The sequence below is a fragment of the Anaerocolumna sp. AGMB13020 genome (assembly GCF_033100115.1).
Taxonomy (GTDB): Bacteria; Bacillota; Clostridia; order Lachnospirales; family Lachnospiraceae; genus Anaerocolumna.
Map to the genome: position 1 here is coordinate 4,459,202 of NZ_CP136910.1, position 22,288 is coordinate 4,481,489.

The following is a 22,288-nucleotide window of genomic DNA, read 5'->3' on the forward strand; positions in this document are numbered from 1 at the left end:
GAGGTAAGTATGAATACATTAATTGATATTATTAAATATCTTATCTTTCTTGCAGATATTGGTGCGGGCTTTAGAGCATTGTACTGTCTCATCCGGATTATGGCTAATCCGGATGAAGTGAGTAGCTATACGAAAAAAATTAATCATGTACTTATATTTGCGGTATTTGCAAATTGCAGCCTTGCACTTATGTTACTGGTAGAAAGATACTTTTTATAAATAAAAACTGAAAGGTGATAGAAATGGAGGATCATGAAAAGAAAGATGGTTTATACATTCCATGGGGTATTAAATTAGAACGTGAATATTTCTATGGTTACGGAAAGAAAGAGCTAATAATTACAATAATTTTTACGTTACTCGGTGCCGGAATCGGAATATTTATCAATTTAGTAACTGATAATATAATAGCTGCAGTATTAGAAGTACTAATACTACCAACTACTACTGTTTTCTGCATCGTAAAGAACGACTGTAATATTTCAGTAGTAGATCAGTTAAAGTTCATGGTCGATCATGCAAAGGAGCAAAAGAAGTATTATTATGTCCAGCAGGATGAATGGAAATGATTGATATCCTATGCTATATTATCACACTGCTATACGCTTCAGTATATGATTATAAGTATTTAACGGTACAGAATCGAATAAATGTAGTTATTGCTTTTTTAGCTATTATGTGTTCTGACTTTACTATATGGAGGTTGTTAGTAGCCTTTTTATTTACATTGCCTATTTTGCTTTTGGCAGTTTATAAGAACTCTATTGGTGGAGGAGATATTAAATTTATATTTTCTAATATCTTGTATCTTGGTTTTTCTGCCGGCTATGCAGGACTTATCATTGGCTTACCTCTAGCGGTGTTGTTTGCATTGGTGAGTAAATATATTTTAAAGCAACAGATTGATAAAATACCTTTGGTACCTTTTCTTTCCATAGGATTCTTAGTAACTATTATCATGAGAGTCATTGTTAATTAAGCAATGACTCTTTTTTATACCATAATTCATACTCGAAAGGAAAACATATGAAATACTTAAAGAATAAGACGGTTATTGGAATTTTAGCAATTGTGTTCGGATTACTTGTGGTTTTTATCATAAGTCCACTTTATAATAGGGCACTCGAAGCAAAGACAAAAGTTGTAAGGGTGGTAAATTATATTGAGAGAGGGAGCCAGATAACCTCTGATGACATTAAAATAGAGGAAGTCGGTAGCTATAATATACAAGCAGGAGTTTATCACGCTGAAAAAGATGTGATTGGGAAATATGCAGCAGCTGATTTATACAAAGATGAAAATATCATAAACAGTAAATTATCTGATACTCCTCTATCGGAAGATGAATATCTGGAGGGTATGGATGGAACTAAAGGAGCAATGAGTATAACATTGCAATCATTTGCTGCAGGATTATCCGGTAAGCTTTTGTCTGGGGATATTGTAAGTATAATTGCTACAGATGCTAATACAAAAGAAACGAAGGTACTACCGGAGCTTATGTATGTAAAAGTATTGGCAAGCACCACCCAAAAGGGAAAAGATGTAGATGACAAAAGCAAAAAGAACAGCGATACAGATGAAGATAATTTACCAGTAACAGTAACCATTCAAGTTAATAGAAAACAAGCACTAGCCATGGCAAATATTGAACAGTTGGAGAAATCACATCTTGAATTAGTATTCAGGGGAACAGAAGAAGATAGTAAGCGCTTTTTGGATCAGCAAGATAAAATTATTAATGAAATGGAAGCGGATCCTCTTTTAGAAGATTCAGAGGACATTACAACAAAAGATCAATCTGCAGATACAAAACTACCAGGTGATGCAGATCAGAAAATAGATGAGGTAGGTGATGATAATGAGTAATGGAAAGCTGATTGCTGTGTGGGGGAGTAAGGATTGTGGGAAAACAACATTGGCAGTAAAATTAGCTTCCAAACTTGCTGCCATGAAAAGAGAAACTATTTTAATACATACGGATCTGTTGGCTCCTGACATTAATGTCCTAATGCCTGAAAAAAAGGATATTAACACTATGGGAAATTTATGGGCTATGCCAGATTGTAGTATAGATACAATTCTTAAGGCTTGCAATGTAACCGACTCAAAGCATTTAGCAGTACTTTCCTTCAGGAGTGGTGATAATATATTCTCTTTCCCCGAATATACAAAAGAAAATATCATGGAGATTTTCATGAAGCTGAAAAACCTTGCAGAATTTATTATTGTTGACTGTGTAGAGGCCTTTGCATGGAATTCAATAACTACAGTATCTTTAGAGTTAGCCGACAAAGTAATACGATTGGGTGAGCCGACCATGAAATCTTTTTCTTTTTACGATTCAAATCTTGCATTGCTAAATGATAGCAGATATAGAACTGATCAGCATTTTAAAGTTTTGGCAAAAGTTAAAAGCAACCAAGCGAAGGAAATTGCAATTAGCCATTTTGGTGGTATAAATGTTGAGCTTCCTTTCGTGGGTGAATTGGAAAAACAGATGTTAGAAGGGGAGTTGTTCCAGCTTACAGACAATAAGGAAATGAAGAGTTATAACGCAGGGATTGATAATATTCTTGATGTCGTATTCTTTGAGAAAAAAATAGAAGATAATGAAAATATAGCTTTGACACAGCTTGATAAAAAAGCAAGGAAAGTGCAAAAACCGGATAGTGACAAGAACTCATCTACCAAAGCTGCAGCTAATTTGAAATCTGTAAGATCAGCTTTTAAATCCCGCAAAAACAAGGAGGTATCGTAATGGATAATATATTATTCAATGAAAAGGATCTTCGGCAAAAACCCTTTTTTGAAGTTTTACAGGAGGTGCAGAGTTACATTTCCGAAAACTTCTCCAATTTAATTGTGGAAGAGGAAACAGATAACACCAGGGAGCAACTAAAAAATAATATTCGCAAATATTTAAATGATAAAAAGTTAAAAGCGGAGGAATTATCCATACAGGAAACCATTGATAAGTTATATAGTGAAATGACAGAATTTTCAGTTCTAAATGAATACCTTGATCCCAAAAGAACTGATATTGAGGAAATTAATATCAACGCATGGAATGATGTTAAGGTAAATTTTTCGGATGGTACTACAAAAAGCGTAGAATCTTTCTCCGGCCCAAGACACTGCGAGAATATTATCCGAAGATTACTGAACAGAGAATCAAAAATGATTCTGGATAAATCCAGACCTATTGTGAGAGGGCATTTGTCCAAGAAAATTAGAATAACAGTAATGGGTGACGGTGTAATTGATTCCAGCATAGGGCTAGCTTCATCTATTCGTATTGTTAATCCTAAAAAGTTATGTAAACAGGATTTTATTGAAAAATGTACTGCATCTAAAGAAATGATTGATTTATTGGAGGTACTTTTTCAAAACGGTGTATCTATGTGTATTACAGGTGAGACTGGTTCTGGTAAGACAACATTCATGAGTTACCTCTTGACAACAATCCCTTATGAAAAGAGAATCTTCACAATAGAAGAAGATGTAAGAGAATTTGATCTTGTCGTGACAGATGAAAAGGGCAAAGTACTAAACAATGTAGTCCATACTTGTACAAGAAAATCAGATGATCCGGCCAAAGTAATTGATCAAGAGAAACTTTTAGAAACGGCCATGACAATGAATCCAGATGTAATCTGTGTAGCGGAGATGAAAGGGAGGGAGAGTTATGCTGCTCAGGAAGCTGCTAATACTGGACATACAGTTATAACTACAACCCATGCCAAAAGTTGTAGAGCAACTTATCCAAGGATGCAAAATCTTTGCAGAACCAGTACCAATATGGATAGTTTTACTTTAATGGAGATGTTAAAGGATGCTTTTCCAGTAGTAGCTTATATCGCAAAATATAAGGATAATGTCCGGAGGATAAAAGAAATAACTGAATGCTACAGGGATGAAAACGGTAACAGTAAAATAGTAACTTTATTCAAATACAAGGTGAAAGAAAACCGTATTAACAAAGACGGGAAAAGAGAGATTATTGGCGAATTTATTAAAGTGAATGATATCAGTGATGATCTTAAGATTATGCTATTAGAAAATGGTGTACAGCTTAATGATACTGAAGGTCAGGAGGCTGAAAATATATGATAGGTTTGCTTAGATTACTATCTTTTGCGCTTTATATTTTAGGAGTTTTTTATTTACTAAGGCTTAATGTAGCTGAAGTAATACAGGATCTATCAGCGCCTTTTTATGGCAAAGAAAGCTTAAAAGATAAAATACAATATGCACAAGGGAAAAAAAAGAAAAGCTGGTTGTATCTTCTGATAGAAGATACAAGAAATATCTTAAAACTTAATGGAAAAGAAAATGATTTTCCAAGAGTTTGCGTGTTTTCAGTATTACTTTCTATAGTGGGTATTCTTATCGGTTTTTCTATGTCTAATTATTTCATTGTGCCTGTACTCTGTGCTGGTCTATGTACAGTCCCATTTATATACATAAAATACCTGGGGATTAGATTAAAAAAACAACAGAATGAAGAACTTGAAACTGCTTTGTCTATCATAACATCTTCTTATATTCGATCTGAGAACATTGTGCTTGCTATTTCGGAAAATAAAGACTATTTAAATCCGCCAGTGAAAGATGTTTTTGAACAGTTTGTTCTACAGTCGAATTTGGTTAATCCAGATATAAAAATACTTTTAAACAGTTTAAAGCAGCAGATAGATAATAGTATTTTTCAAGAATGGTGCGATGCTATTATCGCTTGCCAAGATGATGGAGCTCTAAAAACTACTTTAACGCCAATTGTAAAGAAACTATCGAATATCCGTCTTGTTAGTGTAAGGTTAGATGCTTTGCTGTATGCACCAATAAAAGAATTTATAACCTTGGCTTTACTTGTAGTTGCAAATGTGCCACTTATGTATTTTCTTAATCGCACCTGGTTTGAGATACTTGTATTTCACACTGCAGGAAAGTTTACTCTTGCGGTATGTGCTGCTGTAATATTCATTTCTACAGTTAATATTATCAAAATATCTCGACCAGTTGAATATAAGCGTTAGATAGGAGGAGTAGCCGATGGTACTAATGATTTATACTTTTTTGTTTCTTATGACGGCATTTGGTATTTATTCAATAATTACTGGGCAGTTAGAACTGGTATCTTCCAAAACAGAAAAAGTTGCGAATGCATATCATAACCGTTATAAAAAGCTACAAAATACAGACAGATTTTTGGAAAGGCTGGCAGTTAAACTTAGCGTTTATATACGAATAGATTCTTATAAACGAAAAAAGTTAGAAGCTGACCTTAAGGGGCTGGATATTAATGAATCACCGGAAATCTATAAAGCCAAAACACTTATAAAACCTGCAGTTATGTTACTTGGAGTAATACCTTGTCTATTGATCGTTCCTATATTATCAATCGGTTTTATTGCAGCTGCAATTATTATTTATTTTAAGAACGATATGGAAATCAGGGAACGTTTGAGGAAGAAGAAAGAAGATATTGAATTTGAATTACCCAGGTTTACCTGCACGTTAAAACAAGAACTAGTAAGCAGTAGAGATGTCCTTACGATACTTGAAAATTATAAGAAGAATGCTGGTGATGCTATGAAAAAAGAATTAGAGAAAACAGTTGCGGATATGCGATCTGGAAATTATGAAGCAGCGTTGCTCCGGTTTGAAAGTCGAATCTCTATACCTGCACTTTCAGATATTATGAGAGGATTAATCGGTGTATTAAGAGGTGATAATAATGTAACTTATTTTGAGATGCTCAGCCATGATCTGGATATGCTTGAAGTACAAAGATTAGAAAATATTGCGATGAAGCAACCAGGTAAAATTAAAAAGTATCTGTTTATGCTTTTTATTTCGCTGATATTTATGTATTGCGTTATGATGGCTGTATACACCATAAGTATGGTTTAGTAAAGGAGTTGCGATGACAAGAAAAAAGAATAAGATATCGAAGATTTTAAAAGACAAATCAGGTGCAGCAACTTATCTTGAGATGGTAGTAACCATACTGATAGTAGCTATAGTAGTTGTATTTATTGTTAAAGTAGTTCCAGTACTTGTCTTAAAGAATCAGCTAAATACATTTGCTACTAGTGTTAGTAGAATCATTTCTGTTGAAGGGCGATATGACAATACAGTGCGTGAAGCAATTGAAGAGCTTCGGCAGAAGAGTGAGGTTGGAAATGTAACGATAACTTTAGATGGTTCAGATTTTATCTCTGGAGGTGAAAAAATACAGTTGAATGATATTATTCAAGTCAATGTAACTACTCAGTATGATCTTGGTTTTTTTACATTTGGTAGTTTTCCCATAACACTGAAAAATACAGCTCAATCAAGAAGTGAGGTGTATTGGAAATGAAACGGAGAATATTTGTTCCAAAGATAATTAATAAAATTAAAACTAAAGACGGATCAGGAATAATTGATGGAGTAATAATTTTTCTTTTTTGTATGTTACTGTTATCTGTAGCTTTTGAATATCTAAAAGTACAAATAATTGCTTATGGTATTCGTGATAATTTTGAGAGAGCTGTGCTTACTGTAGCGTCCGAAAATTATAATGAAGTATATGCAGGATTTCGAGAGATTGAATATACAGGTGGTGTGTATGAGGGAGGGCCTGCAGGTGGTGGGAATATAGAAGAGATTCCTGAATGGCTTCCGCTTAATGATTACGGTAATGTTATTGATGAATTGCAGGAGTTATTAAATTTGGAGCAAACAGAGGATGAAACGTATGTTAGTGAAAATGATAATTACGTCGTAGATAACATGATTGTTGAAGTTAGGGATTATAGCTCTGAAGCAGGGGGCAGGTACGAAATCAGAGGAGTTATCCGGCTTCATGTTCCTCTATATTTTGTAAAGATAAAAATTACGGATATAGAATTACCAATCAAAATAAAAACGGCATACACACCAAAGTATTAAATAATATAAGGGATGATAAAAAACTTGATTAACTACTCGTTATGTAGTATAATTAAATTGGGAAATATTAACCTTTTTAGAATATTTTGGGTATTTGAAGAAAGAGAGGTTATTATATTGAAGAAAAAGACCGAAATAAAAAGTAATAAATGGAAAATAATGATCATAAGTACATTACCGGTTCTTCTCTTGTTGTTTTTCCTTATCATTAGTATCTTGCCACAAAAAAGCACCAAATCAGATGCTGCGACTGAGAATCATTTGGATATTTCTCTAGATGAAAATGAAGATATAAGTACTGATGAAGAAAAAGAACTAACCCTTTTGGATTACGCAGATGTGAAAGATTATACCTATAAAGATGAGGACAAGCAAGAGGATGATAATTCATTAACTTATAAACCCAGTCGTATTAAAGAAGAAAATGATATGACGAATGAAGATAGTAAGCAGGTAACAGAAGATGCTGAAAAAGAAATAGACTCAATTGCTGCAGAAGGTAAAGACGAGAAAAGTAATGAGTCACAAATTGAACCATCAAGTAGCAATTCTAAAGATTCTAATAAAATTGTTATTGATGAATCCTCGGATACGATGAAGGATGAGACAAAGCAAAATGAATATAAAGGAGAAGATAGCCCGGAGGAAATAGAGTTTTTTGATGTCAGTCCTGAAAAGGGATCAGACATAAAGGGTGACGTTCCTGCAAGTGGTGTACATCTAGGAAATTGGAATTAGTTTAAAGAAAGGGGAGATATATTATGAAAAGAAAAGTTATAACAATATCAAGTATTGTAGTTTTATTTATTTCGGTTTTAATGATTGGAGGATTTCAGTTTTTTCGAATGGATTTAAAAAATAATACAACTGTAATTGAATTAGGGGAGCAGCTCAATGCAGAAGTTTCAAATTATGCAAAAGGGAATATTAGCAGTGCTAAACTGGATCTATCAGATGTTAATACAACAAAGGCAGGTATCTATAATGCGTATATCTCTAATAAAACGCAGAAGTTGACTTTTAATGTTGAAGTAGTCGACACGATACCTCCAACAGCAGATAAAATTGAAGGATTATCTTTTTTAACAAATGAAGTAGTAAAGGCAGAATCTTTAATTGTAAATATGAAAGATTACAGCAAGATAACGGTTTCTTTTGCAGACGGTAATGTAAATCATACATATACCCAAGGTGGAATCATTAATGAAGTTATTATATTGAATGATGAATCTGGTAATGAGACAAAAATTAATGTTAGTTTTGAAGTGATCGAGGATGAAAAAAAGCCAGTCTTGAGTGGTATAAAAAATATTACAGCCTTTATTGATGAGAAAATCAATTATTTTGATGGCATAACAGCTATTGATGATCGCGATGGAGATATTTCAAAAAATATTAAGGTTAACACTGATGGAATTAATCTTAATAAACCAGGACAATATAGTGTGTTATATTCCATAAAGGACAGTTCTGGTAATGAGACAACTAAAAAAATAAAAGTTACCTTATTAAAGGATAAGTCACCTGTGTTTAAAGGAATATCTAATAAAACATCATATTTAAATGAAAAAATTGATTTTTTAAATGGTGTAACTGCAATTGATGATAGAGATGGCGATATAACGTCAAAAATTAAGGTGGACACTACTAATGTAAATATTAACGTTGCAGGTATTTATAAGGTTACTTACTCAGTTGTAGATAGTGCTAAAAATAAGACTACTAAATCAATAACTATTACAATTAAGAAAAAAGAGACAGTAACCAAGCCAAAGAATGCTAAATCAACATCACCAAGTACTAATAATTCAACTAAAAAAGATAAAAGCACAAAATCTAAGACAAACGGAAATTCCTCAAGCGAGTTCAACTTTTTTGATGTTAATCCAGAACAGGGATCAGATGTGAATGGTGATGTTCCTGCAAGTGGTGAACATGTAGGAAACTGGGGTTAATAATTCCTTTTGAAAGAAGTAAATAATAAAGAGGTATGAGTTGTGAAGTCCATTTTTGAAGGAATCATGGTATCAAAAGTAGATAAATATAGTGTTGGGTGCTATTCTGATAGCGAATTTATTGACATAGAAAAGGAGTACGCATATGCAAATTCAACGGATATAAGTGATATAGTTGAATTAAACATAGGCTACAAAGATGGTACACTAAGAATTATAAAGGAACTTATAAATAATACTTTAAATGAGTATACCCACATTGTTGAGGATAGAGATGGTTTCCTATTTGCTATAGCAGTAAAAGATGGGGATTATAGTGAGTTATACCTCACCTAAATCCGCATACCTTAATAATGTGTATTTGTAAAAGCGTGGCTAAAATAGCCATGCTTTTTTTGTGGAGGTAAGGATGCAAATTAAAGGATTTGTTAGTATAGCTTTTTTGCTTTTTTTTATTCTTATGATTATTAATTGTAAACAAGTAAAAGCTGATACCAATATGGACGGTGGAGGAAGTGGAGGAGGTTCACAATCAGGGACAAGTGAAAACTTTTACTCGTCCGGAGACGATGGTGTTAGAATAACTATTATTGACATAAAAACAGGAATGAGGGCAACAGGTACATGGTCAATTGACTATTTTCGAAAATCAAAAGAAGATAAAACAATAACACATTTTGGAAAAGTTAATAAACTTGAATACATGGGAGTTTCTGGTTACTCATCTGCTAAAGCGCTACAGCAGTCAGCTGAAAGTTATCGTGTTGATGGTAGTGGGAAGACAGTTGCTTATCGTGTCGAGGATATGCCGATTATTGTTAGTAGTTCACTTGGTAATTCTGATATTGAAAAAATAAAAGATTATTTTGATGATAAAGCAAGATTAGAAGTGATTGCTTCACGAGTTGGTATTTCTTATTCTGAGATGATAAACGGAAATTATAAAATGATTATCGAACCAGTAATATATTTAACCTTTCAAGGACGATATATTGCAATGACAGCGCATGAAGCTGCCAAATTAGATATGGCTCTTGGCGGTACCTCTACAACAGGAGGTCAGCTAAGAGCTAAATTTGTATCTTTTTCACACAAAAACTTACCTTTATCAATATTTTTAAAGAAAAAAGAGCTGGGAGTAAAACGATGGACAGGAAGTAAAAAGGATAGAGTTAATAATGGGCAGATACTTGAGTATTTAGGTATTGGAATTCTATCTTTTGAGCCAGAAGGTACTGAAGTTGATGTGGGAGGCGGTAATTATCAGTATCGTCCCAACACTGATGTAATTACAAGTGTAGATGTAAGTGTAGAGAATATTGGGTATGGGGCAACAAGTGATAACCCTATTACGGTGCAATTCTCTGGAGATCTAATCCCAACAACTACAGTAACAGGAATTGTAATACCTGCTGGAGGATCCAGACCAGTTTGGTTTAAGTGGCGAACACCTTACGTTAAAGAACTTAAAAATTCAAAAATTTATGTAAATATCACTGAAGGTAGTAGTACAACATCATCTGCAGTAATAGATATTACAGTTAAACCAATAGTGGAGAAAGAACCTGCTAACCCTACTGCAGACGATAAGAGAAAAAGTACCTGGTCTGATGATACCCTACCTGCTTTCCCTAAAATTCTTGAGTTAAAGAACTTTTCAGTACCTAATAAATCAACTTCTTGGCATACATATACCTGTACAAAAAGGTCAGTTTGGACAGGAGATTATGAGACTGATTGGGAAGGAAATTATATTTTGGATGCTTGGGGAAGTAAAATTCCTATATACACTACAGTTTATGATTTTACAACTAATAATTATAGTGCATCATTGATTAGTACTACAGCAAGTATTAAGCCGGATAGTAAGACTAAGGTCACAAATACAAATGATTATTATATCAAGAGTGGATATGGAATAGAGTTAAAAGTTAATTCATCTATCTCCGGTAATTCTGATGTTACTGGTATACAGAATGCAGTAGTTTATTTTCCAGAATTTAAGTATGGAACATATAGGAGAATTGGTAAGTTACCAGGAGCTGGTCTTAATGGGGTTATAGAATTTCCAGTAAACATGTATTCTTTACATAAAAGTCGAGTGCATTTTTTACCAATATGGTTCCCAGATAAGGAATATAAAGTTTATATTGAAACATTAGATGCATGGACTCCAGGCGGTATGCTTTGCGATTATACTACTGCTAGTATAAATGTTAAGGGGTCTATGTGGGATGACTTTCACATTAGTGTACTGCCAAATTATTAAAACACGAGGTGTTTATGGAAAGTAATGAGCTGGAAGATTTATTAATAAAACTGTTAGACATTGCAGATGAGGATAAAGCTATAGTCTGCAGCTTTTTTAAAAGAAATAATATAAATTCTTTTTTTGAGGATTTCCATACATTGTTATTAACGGATGAGTCCTATATGAAGATACAAGCCTTAAAAGATATAATATTACTCATCGTGGAGGACATATGATAAAAGTTATAGCAAACAAAGATATCTTTATTGATGGCCTTGTAACAATTATAGGACTGGATCGGGTCAAACTTAATGAGATGTCTCCTGAAGATCTTCTTCAGATAATTGATCACCCAATGTTAGAGATGACAGATGTGCAGAGAGAAAAAATCTCATTGTTAAAGGAGTTTATAAATGTATATCAATATTACCGAAAAGGAGACACAGAACAACAAAGCTTTAATACACCTAAAAAATTTGTTAATTATTTTAAATCTAAATTAGAAAATAAAAAGGATCGTGAGTTCTTTCTTGTGGCGTATTTAGATTCGAAAATGCATTTGTTAAGTTGTGACGAATTTCAAGGTGGTATAAATCAATGTATAGTTTATCCAAGGGATTTAGTGAAAAGAGCCTTACAGTTAGATTGTATAGGAATCGTAATAAGCCATAATCACCCATCAGGAGATCCAACACCCAGTCAAGAGGATATAACGATTACAAGAAGGATTGTTGCTATTTTTAAGACTATGGGGATTAATATATTCGACCATATAATTATAGGCAATGACTGTTATTATTCTCTTGAAGAGAATGATTATTTAGAAGACATGAAGTCACTTCCCAATCCCGCTGATATACTTCCATTCGATATTACAAAGATATCTGATCTGGAAGTAGAATTCGAGGAAGAGCAATAAAAATTAGGAGGTACTAACCATGAATAAAGTAGTATTGATGGGAAGATTACCTAGAGATCCTACAATTAAATATTTTGAAAAAGGAATAGCAATCGGGAATTTTTCTCTTGCTGTTACCAGGAATGTTAAAAATAATGGTAAGGAAGAAGTGGATTATCTAAATTGTACTATTTTTAATAAACAAGCAGTGTTTTTAGATAAATATGTGAAACAAGGCAGTAAAATACTTATTTCCGGAAGAATAGAAAATAATAATTATGCTGGTAAAAGTGGACAGGCTTATAGCATAAAGGTAATAGTGGAAGAGATAGAATTTGCAGAGAATAAATCCAAACCTTTATAGATAATAGGATAAGGTTATTTAATATTGATAACTGTAAAAAAGAAATACAGCCAAAGATTTAATAGGTACAAGAAGTTGATTAAGTAAAGTAAGGCAACCGTCTAACTGCGGTTGCCTTTTTACTTTCAGAGAAGGAGGATTTTTATGCTAGATGATAAACAGTGCTTATATGTGGATATAGATGGAACATTAGCAGTATATCGTAAATTAAATACTTTAGAGCCATTATATGAGAAAGGATATTTCCTGAATCTTGAACCAATGGTTAATGTTGTTGCAGCCGTTAAATAACTGGTAAATAATCCTGGTATAGAAGTTAAGATACTCTCTGCAGTTTTAACTGACAGTCCGTATGCAATGGATGAAAAGAATGCCTGGTTAGATAAATAATTACAGAAAGGACAAAAATGAAAGAACTTATATTTCCAATATTGATGATTTTTATTTGCATTACTGGAATGATAGCACTACAAATATATTTAAAATACAGTAAAAACAAAGCTGTATCAAATGCAAGGAAGACTAGTGAAGGATCTAAGAAGTCTGCACAGGATTTTGTAAATGTAAAAGACATTCAAGATATTTTTCTTTATACAATGGATGGATATATCATAAGTTACATAAAGGTACAGAGTTTTGAAAAGGACTTATTAAGTGAGACAGAAAAGAAGGTTCTCACTAAAAAATCTACGCAGGAGTTTTCGGAACTTGAAGAAGGTTTTAAATTTATTGCTGTAAGTAGACCCGTTGACATTACCCCACTAGTGATTGACTATGCGGATTTAATGAAAAGCTCCAGCAACCCTATCCAAAAGCAGATATTAAGAAATGAGATTGCAGTAGTATCAGATTTTTCACTGTCTGGTGAAGTTGTGCAACGGGAGTTCTATTACATGATATGGGAAAAAGAAAATGAAGATGCAGAAGCTGATCTGAAAAAGCGAGTAAATGATCTGCAAGAGAAATTAAGTAAGTCAGGATTTAAGTGCGATATTATAAAAAAACCGGATATTATACGCTTGTGTAATTTGGTTAATAATCCAGCTTTTGCAACAATTGAGGGTACAGATACTGAAGTAACTTTTCCATTTCTGGAATACTAATATTTTTAATTAAATAGTAAGGGAGAAATAAAGCATGAAAAAAAAGACAATACAAAGGAATAATGCCCTTTTAAACCTGATATCGCCAATAGGACTTGACTTCCAAAAGAATCAATTAACGATAGGCGAAAACACTGGTAAGATTTATGGTGTAATACGTTATCCCATGGATCCTGAATATGGTTGGCTTTCTAAACTCACTAACATACCTGGTACGTTAGTGAGTTTTTATTTTAAACCAGTTGAAAATGGAGAATTTGTTGATGCACTAAACAGCAATATAAGCCATAGTAAAGGTGTTGTTAAGTCTTCTAATGATACGCTTACAATACAGAGAGCGCAGAAAGCTGCTGATGACGGAGAAAAATTGATGAAAAACATAGATCAAAACGGTGAAGCAGTAGGTGTACTGAGTACAACTATTATGCCTTTATCAAATGATCCTATAACCTTTGAGAAAATAAGGAGAAGAGCCGTAAGCTCTATAAAAAGTGCTAAATGCAGGTCGAGGTTGCTCAGCGATTTACAAAGTCGTTCGTTAAAGCAAATGTCTCCAATGTATACCGTTGATGATTATGTACAACAGGTTACAAATAAAGTAGTTCCTTTATCAGCCATAATGGGCGGATTTCCAAATGCAAGTTCTGGGTTTAATGATGGGACAGGTTATTATGTTGCTAAAGATGCCTCTGGCGGGTTGGTTATACTGGATTTTTGGCTACGATCAGGAGATAGGACAAATACAAATTTTGTTATTTTGGGGATACAAGGACAAGGTAAATCTACAGCTATTAAGCATATAGTAATTTCTGAGTTTATGAAAGGTACAAAAGTCATTTTAACTGATCCGCAGGGTGAGTATACTTTCCTCGTTAAGAAGCTAGGGGGGGATTTAATCAATGCAGGTGGTGGTGAGAATGGAAGAATTAATCCACTTCAAATTCGTGCAATACCTAGAGATACTGATGAAGATGCAAATGATGAAACAACAAAGGTATATGCTGATGAGGGGTTTGGTATGGGAGATATGGCATTGTATATCAAGCATCTTGAGGTTTTCTTTGCTATTTACTTACCCTCACTTACAGCAATTGAAAGAGCGATACTTAAATCTACTCTGATTGAGATGTATAACAATTTTAATATCTTTTGGGATACAGATATAACAAAGTTGAAGCCGCAGGACTTCCCTATAATGGAGGACTTATATAAGCTACTATTAAAGAAAGCGTTAGAGAAAGAAGAAGTAAGAAAAGGTAACGATACAAATATTTACGAGAATTTATCAATACTTCTGGAAGATGCAGCTATTGGATCAGACAGTGCACTATGGAATGGATATACAACAATTGATCCTAAGTCAAGAGTAATATGCCTGGTAACAAAAAGCCTCCAGGACGCTCCGGATAATGTTAAGTGTGCTCAATATTTTAACATTGACAGTTGGACTTGGGAGGTAATGACTGCAGATCCTACGGAACCAGTCTTAAGTTTATATGATGAAGCTTACTTAAAGATAGATCCTAAAGTTCCTCAATCTCTTGCATTTTTAAGAAATAGTGTTAAAAGTTCGAGGAAGTTTGAAGCAGGAATTGGAGTTATATCACATTCAGTAGTAGATTTTCTTGATCCTTCAGTCAAAATGTATGGACAGGCTCTTATGGACTCTCCTTGTTATAAAATCATTTTCGGTTGTGATGGACAAAATCTAAAAGAAATTAAAGAACTGTATAACCTTACAGATGCAGAAGAAGAGCTGCTATTAAGTAAACAACGTGGCCATGCCCTTATGATGATAGGATCTAAAAGACTTCATGTCAATTTCGAAATACCAGAGTATAAATTTGAATACATAGGAACTGCAGGAGGTAGATAATGGAACCTGTTACAGTTGCCAAGGTTACTCTTGAAGCAGCCAGGAACCTGAAAGATGAAAAGAAGAGGGAAAAAATACTGGGATTAATATTCACAGTATTTACGATTTGTTTCTTGCTCTTATCAATGTTGACTTATATAATTGTTGCTCCGCTTGAAGCCTTATTAGGAGATAATGAGGACACGGTAGGGCTTACGAAATTTAAAGAGCAAATCAGTATAGATTACTCTGACAGTTCATCTAGTGAAGATTACACCAGGGATTATACAAAATCCGTTATTAAAAGTGGTGAAACGGAGGTAGTTTACTATAATCAAAATGATAACCCATGGAAAAATATGCTATATGGAACAATACGAACAATAGGAGCTAGTGGGTGTGGACCGACATCTATGGCAATTGTTATTTCTACATTCACTGGGCAGGAAATAACACCAGAAATAACTGCAAATTGGTCATATAATAAAGGTTATTTGGTGCAGGGGTATGACAATGGGAAACCATATGCTATGTCGAGCCATTCCCTAATACCAGCTCTTGCTACAGAGTACAATCTTAATAGTACTGGAATAGCCAAAATTAATAATACTGCTGAAATGATATACCAAGCCCTGTCTAGTGGAAAGTTAGTTGTGGCTATTATGGGTCCAGGACATTTTACAAGTGGCGGGCATTTTATTGTGTTAAGAGGTGTTACTGAAAGTGGTAAAATATTGGTTGCTGATTGTGCCAGCCGGCAGAGAACAAATCAAGAATGGGATATTGAAACAATAATTAAAGAGTCTAAAGGGGGAGCCGGAGCTGGAGGACCTTTTTGGGCAATCGGAAAATGACATTTTCGTGTAGTTTATTGTGTTTTAGGATATATTTACTTGGATGTTATTTACATTTTAGTGATGATATGTTATTATAAACGAGTCGCTTATTAACAATTTTTAACAAGAAGGTTATATTATGTCAAGATTCAAAAGATACTTTGCAATGTTAATGGCAATAGTAATAACATTAAGCTCAAGTATTTCAGCATCTGCAGCCACTAATAATTCATCTATTGACATTGAAGGGGTAACGTACAAGCTTGAAGAAACTATCAATGATGATGGAAGTAAAACTGTAACAGTCATTGGTAATGGAGAGATAAATACAATTACAAATGATGGTGAATTTTTACATGTTAACACAGAAACTGTTGATGCATCAAGTTCTAAAAGTTACTTAATTGATATTAATTATGATGACAATACAGCAGCAAGGTATACTGCTAAATATTCACTGTATTGGAATTATAATTATTACTACGATCAAAGTCCCCCGTATGGTATGTTCTGGTACTTGGAATCTGGAAACGATAATGGTACCTGGACTGGATATGATTATGGTGAATCTAATTTAAGAGATCAGGCTTATGATTTTTGTACTAATGTAAGAGCTCTTGATACTGCACAGTGGGCAGCATCAGCAGCTTCGGGTGCAAGTGCTGGTTCAATTGCGGCAGCTATTGCTTCAGCAGGACCTACAGCAGGCATAGGTGCAATTATTGGAGTAGTTGCTGCTATTTTAGCAGGTGGTGTTGCAGTAGCAGAATGGGTTGCTGCTTATAACTGTTCATTAGATTGTAATCAATCTTTTCAACGAGTTAAACAATTAGCTCAATAATTATGATTAAAAGTATTGTATTTATATTATGTATTTTAGCATTTGTAAACTTTGGTCTTATTTATCTTATGACTAAATATAGAGTATCAAACGTTGCTGTATTTAGAGTTGCTTTATTAGCATTAATTTTTATTGATGTATTAAGTTTATTAGGAGCGATTTACATATATCTAAACTAAAAAGCATTAGGGATAACAAATAAAGAATCCATATCTGCAGTATAGATGTGGATTCTCTGTTTTTTATAAGCGGATTATTATAGTGCATAAACAAGTTTCCCAAAGGATACTGTAATTGATCCATTAAAGGAAAAGAAACTATGCTGGATATTAAATAATGTGCTTGTTTCATATTAGGACATGAAATATAATGGTATTAGCAACCAGAACAGGGTGATTATGGTCGCTCCCGTAAAGGGGGTGATAGTTTGAGTACATATGAGGAATTAATGCTTATTATAAGCTTTGTAGGACTTGTATTTGTAATATTAAACTATAAAGACAAAAAAAAATAATCACCCTCCCGTCAAGTAGTGTGATTATTTTTATCTAATTAACAATATTAGGCGACCATGCCACATGGACTGGTTGCTTTTCTAATGCAATTTTAACATAAAGCAAAATATAAGTCAAATATAGTAATAACTAAAAATAAACCAGTAATAGGAAAAAATATTCCGTTACTGGTTTATTCTATTTCAAAGATGTCGTTTGGAGTACATCCAAGAGCTTTGCATATTTTTTCTTGAATATCAAAATTTAGGGAAGAAGTCTTATTGTCACATAATTTTTTCATTGATATATATGTAACACCAACTTCCTTTGCAAGCCAATATCTTGATGTGTTATTTTTTTCAATAACTTTATCAATTGTTATTTTCATATCTGCACCTCACATGCTGATTATATCAAAAATATTTATAGTATGCAACATATAACTGCACAATGTATATAGGACATGATATATGTATTTAAATAAGTATAACCAGAGTGTGTGTATATTGTGGTATATATGTAGTTGACTATATATATACTGTGATATATAATTAATTCAAGACAGAAAATAATCAAGAAAGGAGTTTCATATTTATGGAAAGTTATAAGATCGGAGAGACATATAAGGCTTTACTGAGTGATGGCATACATACATTTCAGGTATTGGAATTTGGATCAGGAGATTTTAAGAACTTTATTGCAATCCGTTGGGAGGATGGGACTGAAGAGTGGGGGTATCCAGAGGATATGGACAGATGGGTAGAAGATGCCATGGAAAAAGAATATCGAGTTAGAGAAATTGAAAGCCTGTTAATCATTGATTCACCAGATGTTTATAATCCGCATTCAGTGATGGAGGATAAATCCTTGAACAGAAAACAAATCATTGAATTAATTATCAATTTAATAAATGAAGCAATAGATAAGACAAAGGAGAATGGGAAAGATAACCCTGAGTTTATCACAAGCTGCGAGCAAGCACTGGATTTTATTGAATCAATTAATAAGAAGGAGGCTTAATGTATAATACAAAAATTGTTTTACAGGATGGTACCACGATTTGTCCGGGTTATTTGGATAAAGAAAAAAAAGAACAGTTGAAAAATGAATATGGTACAACAAGAGGATATATGTGGTGTGGGTGTAGATCTGATCAAAAGCTTTTCTATAGAATAGCAGAAGATCTGAAAATATACCCCGAACATAATAATTATAAACATGACCGGAATTGTTGTCGCTTTAGGACTGACACAGGTGAAGAGGAGAGAAAAACAGCTTATGTTGTAAGTGATGAAGATGGTACAGTTACTGCTTATCTAAAATTCAACCCTAAAAAGTTAGAATTTGGCGAGAATGTTGAAAACGAAGAAAGTAATACAGAAGAAGAAATTACGGAAGATGTAGAAGAAGAGGTTGTTATTGAAAAAGAAGAGGCAACAACAAAGAAGGAAAGTAAGAAAGAACCTAAACTTTCATTACCATCCTTAATTAGAAGTATTAACATGGATACATATGCAGAAGTTATACTTAATAATAAAAAAATAAATTCAAGAGAATTGTTTTCAAAGTTGGTTTACTTTCGAATGAAGAAAGTTAAAGTAAGTAGAATGAAAAAATCCATCGGAGATTTGACTCTTGAAAATGATGGTGTGAGATTTTTTTATTTTCCTTTTGCTGGGCTTGTAAAGTTGGAGGATAAAGGCTTAACAAAGTGTTATATAAAAACTATTGGTAAAGATGGGAAAGTATATAACAATCTAATCTTTCCTGAAACACTTGAAAAGTTAAAGAAAGAATTTTTTAAAATGTATGGTGGTATGGAGCCTAATAAGGATACCATGATAGCTGGCTTTCAGTATTATAAGAAAAGTAAGTCAGGAATTAAATATAAAGTTCTTGGAAGAGTACACTTATTTCAAACTTCTGAGTTGGGGATATATTGTAGAAGTATCTTAGAAAAAGAAACTTTTGATACAATCTGCAGCATAACTTTTGCTGATAATAAATTGAAGTTATGGATCCCAGCGGATGATGAGAGTATTGGAGGTATTATACAAGTTAGTAATAAACAAAAAGATATACTAATTCTTTTTCGTTCAAACAAGGACGAAAGAATAACATTCGATAATTCCATGTATGAGCCGTTTGTTGTTGGGGAAAATGAACCAGTTACGAAAGAACGGCTGTATAAAGCTATAGGTTATATGGAATAAAATAATCCGCCTTTCGGGGATGGTGAAAGGCGGATTAGCTTAAGTTCTTGTAAAGGTAGGTTATCATAAATGAAAAAAAATGTCAAATCTAATTTGTCTAGTACTTTAAAAGGAGATAATGCAGGCAATAATTGTCTTGATTTCTCTACATTAGATATAGAAGTTGATATGATAAAAGAAACTATAAATAAATGCTCTGTAATAATAGAAAAGAAGGATAAAAATGAATAAAGAATATGTTAAGTTGAATGAAACAAAGCCATTAGTAATCGATGCATTTGCTTATAATGGAAATAGTGCAATATTAGGTGGAGGATTGTCTTTTGCAAATAAAAAACTAATGTTAAATATGGAAAGTATGCAGCATATTGTAAATGCTCATCTTAACAATAATAATTGGCTAAAGAGGCATAGAAAACCAATGATACGAAAAGGACACCAATTATATGAGCGTTGTCAATTATATAAAGGGGAACCCCCATTATTAGGAGATAAAGATATATGAATTATTCACCAAAAGATGTCTTTTACATTGCATCATTTACTGTATTTTCAATACTTTTTCTAAGTAAACTAATTTTATTATTATTACCTAGAAATAGAGAGAAATTCAAGTTTAAAAATTTACTTTATAATATTGCTCTTTTAATATTAGAGGTTTCATGTTTATTATATTTTATTTTCCATAAATGAAAATCGAAAGGAGATTACATATCTAGCTAGAGTAAGGAACCGGTTCCGTGTAGACGTACACAGATGAATAGCAGTGCACTACCACAGCAATTGGGAGCTGCACTATAACCAAAATAACTAAAACGGGCTTTCGATTCGGACAGGTTCCAGGGAGAGAAAAAAGTGCACAGTTTGATGAAATTAGAGAACTGAGATTACATATAATGAGAGACAATCAGTAGCAAATCAGATCATTGATATGGAAAAGCAAAGGAGATTCATTTGTGAAAGATAATAAAATACTTATTCTAATTATTTGGGGTGCTATAGCAGTATTTGTAATTGCTGCAAGCCTCCTTATAAATCTAAAAACTGTTGAAAATAAACCGGAAGATAATGCAACAATTGTTTATGACAGTAGTGAATATAATCCAGTAATTAAGGGGGTTCAATAATGTTTTTTTACATAACAGAAGAAGTCAATGAAAAGAAGTTCGACTTCCTGCAGGAAAACTATATTCTTAATAAAGAAATAAAAAAGAATATGAATTATGATTCTTTTATGAAGTTTTTGAAGAAGGAAGTAAGAAACATTAAGGTCGAGTCTCTCATACTTGACCTTAATTGCTTTCAAATAGATGATTTTATGGTGCTGAAAGATGCCTTTGATTCATTTTATTTGCTGTATCCGGAAAGTCAAATAATTCTAATACCCGAAGATGATGGCAAGAGCGATAGTTTGTATGAGCTGCAGGCTGATTATTTTAATAAGCTGTTTATACTAGCAGAACCAGATACCCCAGAGATAGAAATCTATAATATCATAGATAAAATTAAATCTGGAAAAGAAGTAAATGATGTTACTGAAGATTTAGTAGAGGCTGATCCGGTTGAAGATAATATAAAAACGGATGTGCAGGAATTATTAGAAGCTGAGGTCGAACCTCCAGTAGTTCCCCAAATAGCTGCTGAGGAGATAATTAGAAAACCTATTAAAGTAAACCAAGGAAATCCTTTAAAGTCTCCTATCAAGCAAAAGAAGGAAAATGAGAAACTTCCTGAGCATGAAGAAGAGAGAAATCCTGAGATTAAAACACTTCAAGATTATATTACTGAGCAGCAACCTAAAAGTAAATGGAAATGCCAGAATTTTATGATTGGTATCATGGGAGTAGAAAGGAAGGCTGGTTCTACAACTGCAGCTATTCAAATCACAAACTATCTGCAGTCTAACGGAGCGAAAGCGTCATATGTAGAAGCTAATACACATAATCATTTGGATCTTATTGCAAGGGATAATGAATTCCTGAATATAAAGGACCATTACTTAAAAAAAACTGTATCATATTTTCCTGAATACAAATATGATTCAAATGCCGGTAATAATTTTATTATTTTTGATCTTGGCTGCATTAATGAGTATGTGGATAAAATTGATCAATTTGTTAATAACATGGATAAAGTTTTCCTGGTATCAGGTAGGCAGTCATATGAGTTATTAGCACTTGATACAGCTATAAATATAATTGCAGATAACACTAAAATAAATATACTTTTTAACCTAGCTACGGAAAAAGAAATAAATAAAATGATAAAGAAATATCAGAACGAAGCAAAACTTATAACAAACATAAAATATTGCCCAGATCTTATATTGCCTTCCGGTTTTACTGGTAATAAAGACATAGATGGATTCTTTAAAGAAATTGAATAAGACAAAAAAATAAACGCCAGGGCATGTGGCGTTTATCTTAGCCAGTAAACTGACTATACTAAAAAACTAATAGCTACTATTATTATAACATATGTAAAAGAATAGTAAATAGCTATCATTTAGTTTTTTGGTATTTAGTTCTGGTTTTTGTAC

Annotated in this window: 29 protein-coding genes; 28 read left to right on the forward strand and 1 reads right to left on the reverse strand. The window is 33.0% G+C overall.

Annotated features, from left to right (window positions below):
* The first annotated feature begins 9 nt into the window (after window positions 1-9).
* The 22 genes from R2R35_RS18480 (at window position 10) to R2R35_RS18585 (ending at window position 17,042) form a co-directional block, all read left to right on the forward strand.
* Entirely contained in the window at window positions 10-219 is a 210-nt protein-coding gene (locus R2R35_RS18480; RefSeq protein WP_317731308.1) for a hypothetical protein, read from the forward strand.
* 23 nt (window positions 220-242) lie between these two features.
* Complete coding sequence (locus tag R2R35_RS18485; protein ID WP_317731309.1) at window positions 243-569, forward strand: hypothetical protein; 327 nt, start codon at window positions 243-245, stop codon at window positions 567-569.
* Entirely contained in the window at window positions 560-979 is a 420-nt protein-coding gene (locus tag R2R35_RS18490; RefSeq protein ID WP_317731310.1) for a prepilin peptidase, read from the forward strand. The genes R2R35_RS18485 and R2R35_RS18490 overlap by 10 nt, the downstream gene beginning before the upstream one ends.
* Before the next feature lie 47 nt (window positions 980-1,026).
* The gene (gene cpaB, locus R2R35_RS18495; protein ID WP_317731311.1) at window positions 1,027-1,869 is read left to right on the forward strand and encodes a Flp pilus assembly protein CpaB; all 843 of its coding nucleotides are present in this window, start codon (window positions 1,027-1,029) and stop codon (window positions 1,867-1,869) included.
* Entirely contained in the window at window positions 1,862-2,761 is a 900-nt protein-coding gene (locus tag R2R35_RS18500) for a hypothetical protein (RefSeq protein WP_317731312.1), read from the forward strand. The genes cpaB and R2R35_RS18500 overlap by 8 nt, the downstream gene beginning before the upstream one ends.
* Window positions 2,761-4,113 (forward strand): CpaF/VirB11 family protein, encoded by a 1,353-nt coding sequence (locus R2R35_RS18505; RefSeq protein WP_317731313.1) that lies wholly within the window; start codon window positions 2,761-2,763, stop codon window positions 4,111-4,113. Before R2R35_RS18500 ends, R2R35_RS18505 begins: the two co-directional genes overlap by 1 nt.
* A complete protein-coding gene (locus R2R35_RS18510) occupies window positions 4,110-5,039 on the forward strand; it encodes a hypothetical protein (RefSeq protein WP_317731314.1) in 930 nt (309 codons plus the stop codon). Before R2R35_RS18505 ends, R2R35_RS18510 begins: the two co-directional genes overlap by 4 nt.
* Window positions 5,040-5,055: 16 nt before the next feature.
* Complete coding sequence (locus R2R35_RS18515; protein WP_317731315.1) at window positions 5,056-5,916, forward strand: secretion protein F; 861 nt, start codon at window positions 5,056-5,058, stop codon at window positions 5,914-5,916.
* A 13-nt stretch (window positions 5,917-5,929) separates the two neighbouring features.
* Window positions 5,930-6,367, forward strand: a complete 438-nt coding sequence (locus tag R2R35_RS18520; RefSeq protein WP_317731316.1) for a DUF4320 family protein — start codon at window positions 5,930-5,932, stop codon at window positions 6,365-6,367.
* Window positions 6,364-6,939, forward strand: a complete 576-nt coding sequence (locus R2R35_RS18525) for a hypothetical protein (protein WP_317731317.1) — start codon at window positions 6,364-6,366, stop codon at window positions 6,937-6,939. Before R2R35_RS18520 ends, R2R35_RS18525 begins: the two co-directional genes overlap by 4 nt.
* A gap of 117 nt (window positions 6,940-7,056) precedes the next feature.
* A complete protein-coding gene (locus tag R2R35_RS18530; RefSeq protein ID WP_317731318.1) occupies window positions 7,057-7,677 on the forward strand; it encodes a hypothetical protein in 621 nt (206 codons plus the stop codon).
* 23 nt (window positions 7,678-7,700) lie between these two features.
* Window positions 7,701-8,894, forward strand: a complete 1,194-nt coding sequence (locus R2R35_RS18535) for an immunoglobulin-like domain-containing protein (RefSeq protein ID WP_317731319.1) — start codon at window positions 7,701-7,703, stop codon at window positions 8,892-8,894.
* A gap of 42 nt (window positions 8,895-8,936) precedes the next feature.
* Complete coding sequence (locus tag R2R35_RS18540) at window positions 8,937-9,230, forward strand: hypothetical protein (protein ID WP_317731320.1); 294 nt, start codon at window positions 8,937-8,939, stop codon at window positions 9,228-9,230.
* A gap of 73 nt (window positions 9,231-9,303) precedes the next feature.
* On the forward strand, window positions 9,304-11,163 hold the full coding sequence (locus R2R35_RS18545) for a hypothetical protein (RefSeq protein ID WP_317731321.1): 1,860 nt from the start codon (window positions 9,304-9,306) through the stop codon (window positions 11,161-11,163).
* 14 nt (window positions 11,164-11,177) lie between these two features.
* Complete coding sequence (locus R2R35_RS18550; protein ID WP_317731322.1) at window positions 11,178-11,381, forward strand: hypothetical protein; 204 nt, start codon at window positions 11,178-11,180, stop codon at window positions 11,379-11,381.
* Window positions 11,378-12,064, forward strand: a complete 687-nt coding sequence (locus tag R2R35_RS18555; RefSeq protein ID WP_317731323.1) for a JAB domain-containing protein — start codon at window positions 11,378-11,380, stop codon at window positions 12,062-12,064. The genes R2R35_RS18550 and R2R35_RS18555 overlap by 4 nt, the downstream gene beginning before the upstream one ends.
* A 19-nt stretch (window positions 12,065-12,083) precedes the next feature.
* The gene (locus R2R35_RS18560; protein ID WP_317731324.1) at window positions 12,084-12,407 is read left to right on the forward strand and encodes a single-stranded DNA-binding protein; all 324 of its coding nucleotides are present in this window, start codon (window positions 12,084-12,086) and stop codon (window positions 12,405-12,407) included.
* A 144-nt stretch (window positions 12,408-12,551) separates the two neighbouring features.
* On the forward strand, window positions 12,552-12,698 hold the full coding sequence (locus R2R35_RS18565; protein WP_317731325.1) for a hypothetical protein: 147 nt from the start codon (window positions 12,552-12,554) through the stop codon (window positions 12,696-12,698).
* Window positions 12,699-12,814: 116 nt separating this feature from the next.
* The gene (locus R2R35_RS18570; RefSeq protein ID WP_317731326.1) at window positions 12,815-13,510 is read left to right on the forward strand and encodes a hypothetical protein; all 696 of its coding nucleotides are present in this window, start codon (window positions 12,815-12,817) and stop codon (window positions 13,508-13,510) included.
* A gap of 34 nt (window positions 13,511-13,544) precedes the next feature.
* Window positions 13,545-15,386 (forward strand): VirB4 family type IV secretion system protein, encoded by a 1,842-nt coding sequence (locus R2R35_RS18575; RefSeq protein WP_317731327.1) that lies wholly within the window; start codon window positions 13,545-13,547, stop codon window positions 15,384-15,386.
* Entirely contained in the window at window positions 15,386-16,219 is an 834-nt protein-coding gene (locus R2R35_RS18580) for a C39 family peptidase (protein ID WP_317731328.1), read from the forward strand. Before R2R35_RS18575 ends, R2R35_RS18580 begins: the two co-directional genes overlap by 1 nt.
* A gap of 121 nt (window positions 16,220-16,340) precedes the next feature.
* Window positions 16,341-17,042, forward strand: a complete 702-nt coding sequence (locus R2R35_RS18585; RefSeq protein WP_317731329.1) for a geobacillin-26 family protein — start codon at window positions 16,341-16,343, stop codon at window positions 17,040-17,042.
* 687 nt (window positions 17,043-17,729) lie between these two features.
* On the opposite strand, the gene R2R35_RS18590 is transcribed toward R2R35_RS18585, so the two are convergent.
* Entirely contained in the window at window positions 17,730-17,924 is a 195-nt protein-coding gene (locus R2R35_RS18590; protein WP_317731330.1) for a helix-turn-helix domain-containing protein, read from the reverse strand.
* Between the two features lie 206 nt (window positions 17,925-18,130).
* On the opposite strand from R2R35_RS18590, the gene R2R35_RS18595 reads away from it, so the two are divergent.
* The 6 genes from R2R35_RS18595 (at window position 18,131) to R2R35_RS18620 (ending at window position 22,135) form a co-directional block, all read left to right on the forward strand.
* On the forward strand, window positions 18,131-18,556 hold the full coding sequence (locus R2R35_RS18595) for a hypothetical protein (protein ID WP_317731331.1): 426 nt from the start codon (window positions 18,131-18,133) through the stop codon (window positions 18,554-18,556).
* Complete coding sequence (locus R2R35_RS18600) at window positions 18,556-19,749, forward strand: hypothetical protein (RefSeq protein ID WP_317731332.1); 1,194 nt, start codon at window positions 18,556-18,558, stop codon at window positions 19,747-19,749. Before R2R35_RS18595 ends, R2R35_RS18600 begins: the two co-directional genes overlap by 1 nt.
* Window positions 19,750-19,818: 69 nt before the next feature.
* Window positions 19,819-19,980: a hypothetical protein gene (locus R2R35_RS18605; protein WP_317731333.1), complete on the forward strand. Its 162-nt coding sequence runs from the start codon at window positions 19,819-19,821 to the stop codon at window positions 19,978-19,980.
* The gene (locus tag R2R35_RS18610) at window positions 19,973-20,254 is read left to right on the forward strand and encodes a hypothetical protein (RefSeq protein WP_317731334.1); all 282 of its coding nucleotides are present in this window, start codon (window positions 19,973-19,975) and stop codon (window positions 20,252-20,254) included. Before R2R35_RS18605 ends, R2R35_RS18610 begins: the two co-directional genes overlap by 8 nt.
* 451 nt (window positions 20,255-20,705) lie before the next feature.
* Complete coding sequence (locus R2R35_RS18615; RefSeq protein WP_317731335.1) at window positions 20,706-20,876, forward strand: hypothetical protein; 171 nt, start codon at window positions 20,706-20,708, stop codon at window positions 20,874-20,876.
* Complete coding sequence (locus R2R35_RS18620) at window positions 20,876-22,135, forward strand: hypothetical protein (RefSeq protein ID WP_317731336.1); 1,260 nt, start codon at window positions 20,876-20,878, stop codon at window positions 22,133-22,135. The genes R2R35_RS18615 and R2R35_RS18620 overlap by 1 nt, the downstream gene beginning before the upstream one ends.
* Window positions 22,136-22,288 lie beyond the last annotated feature (153 nt).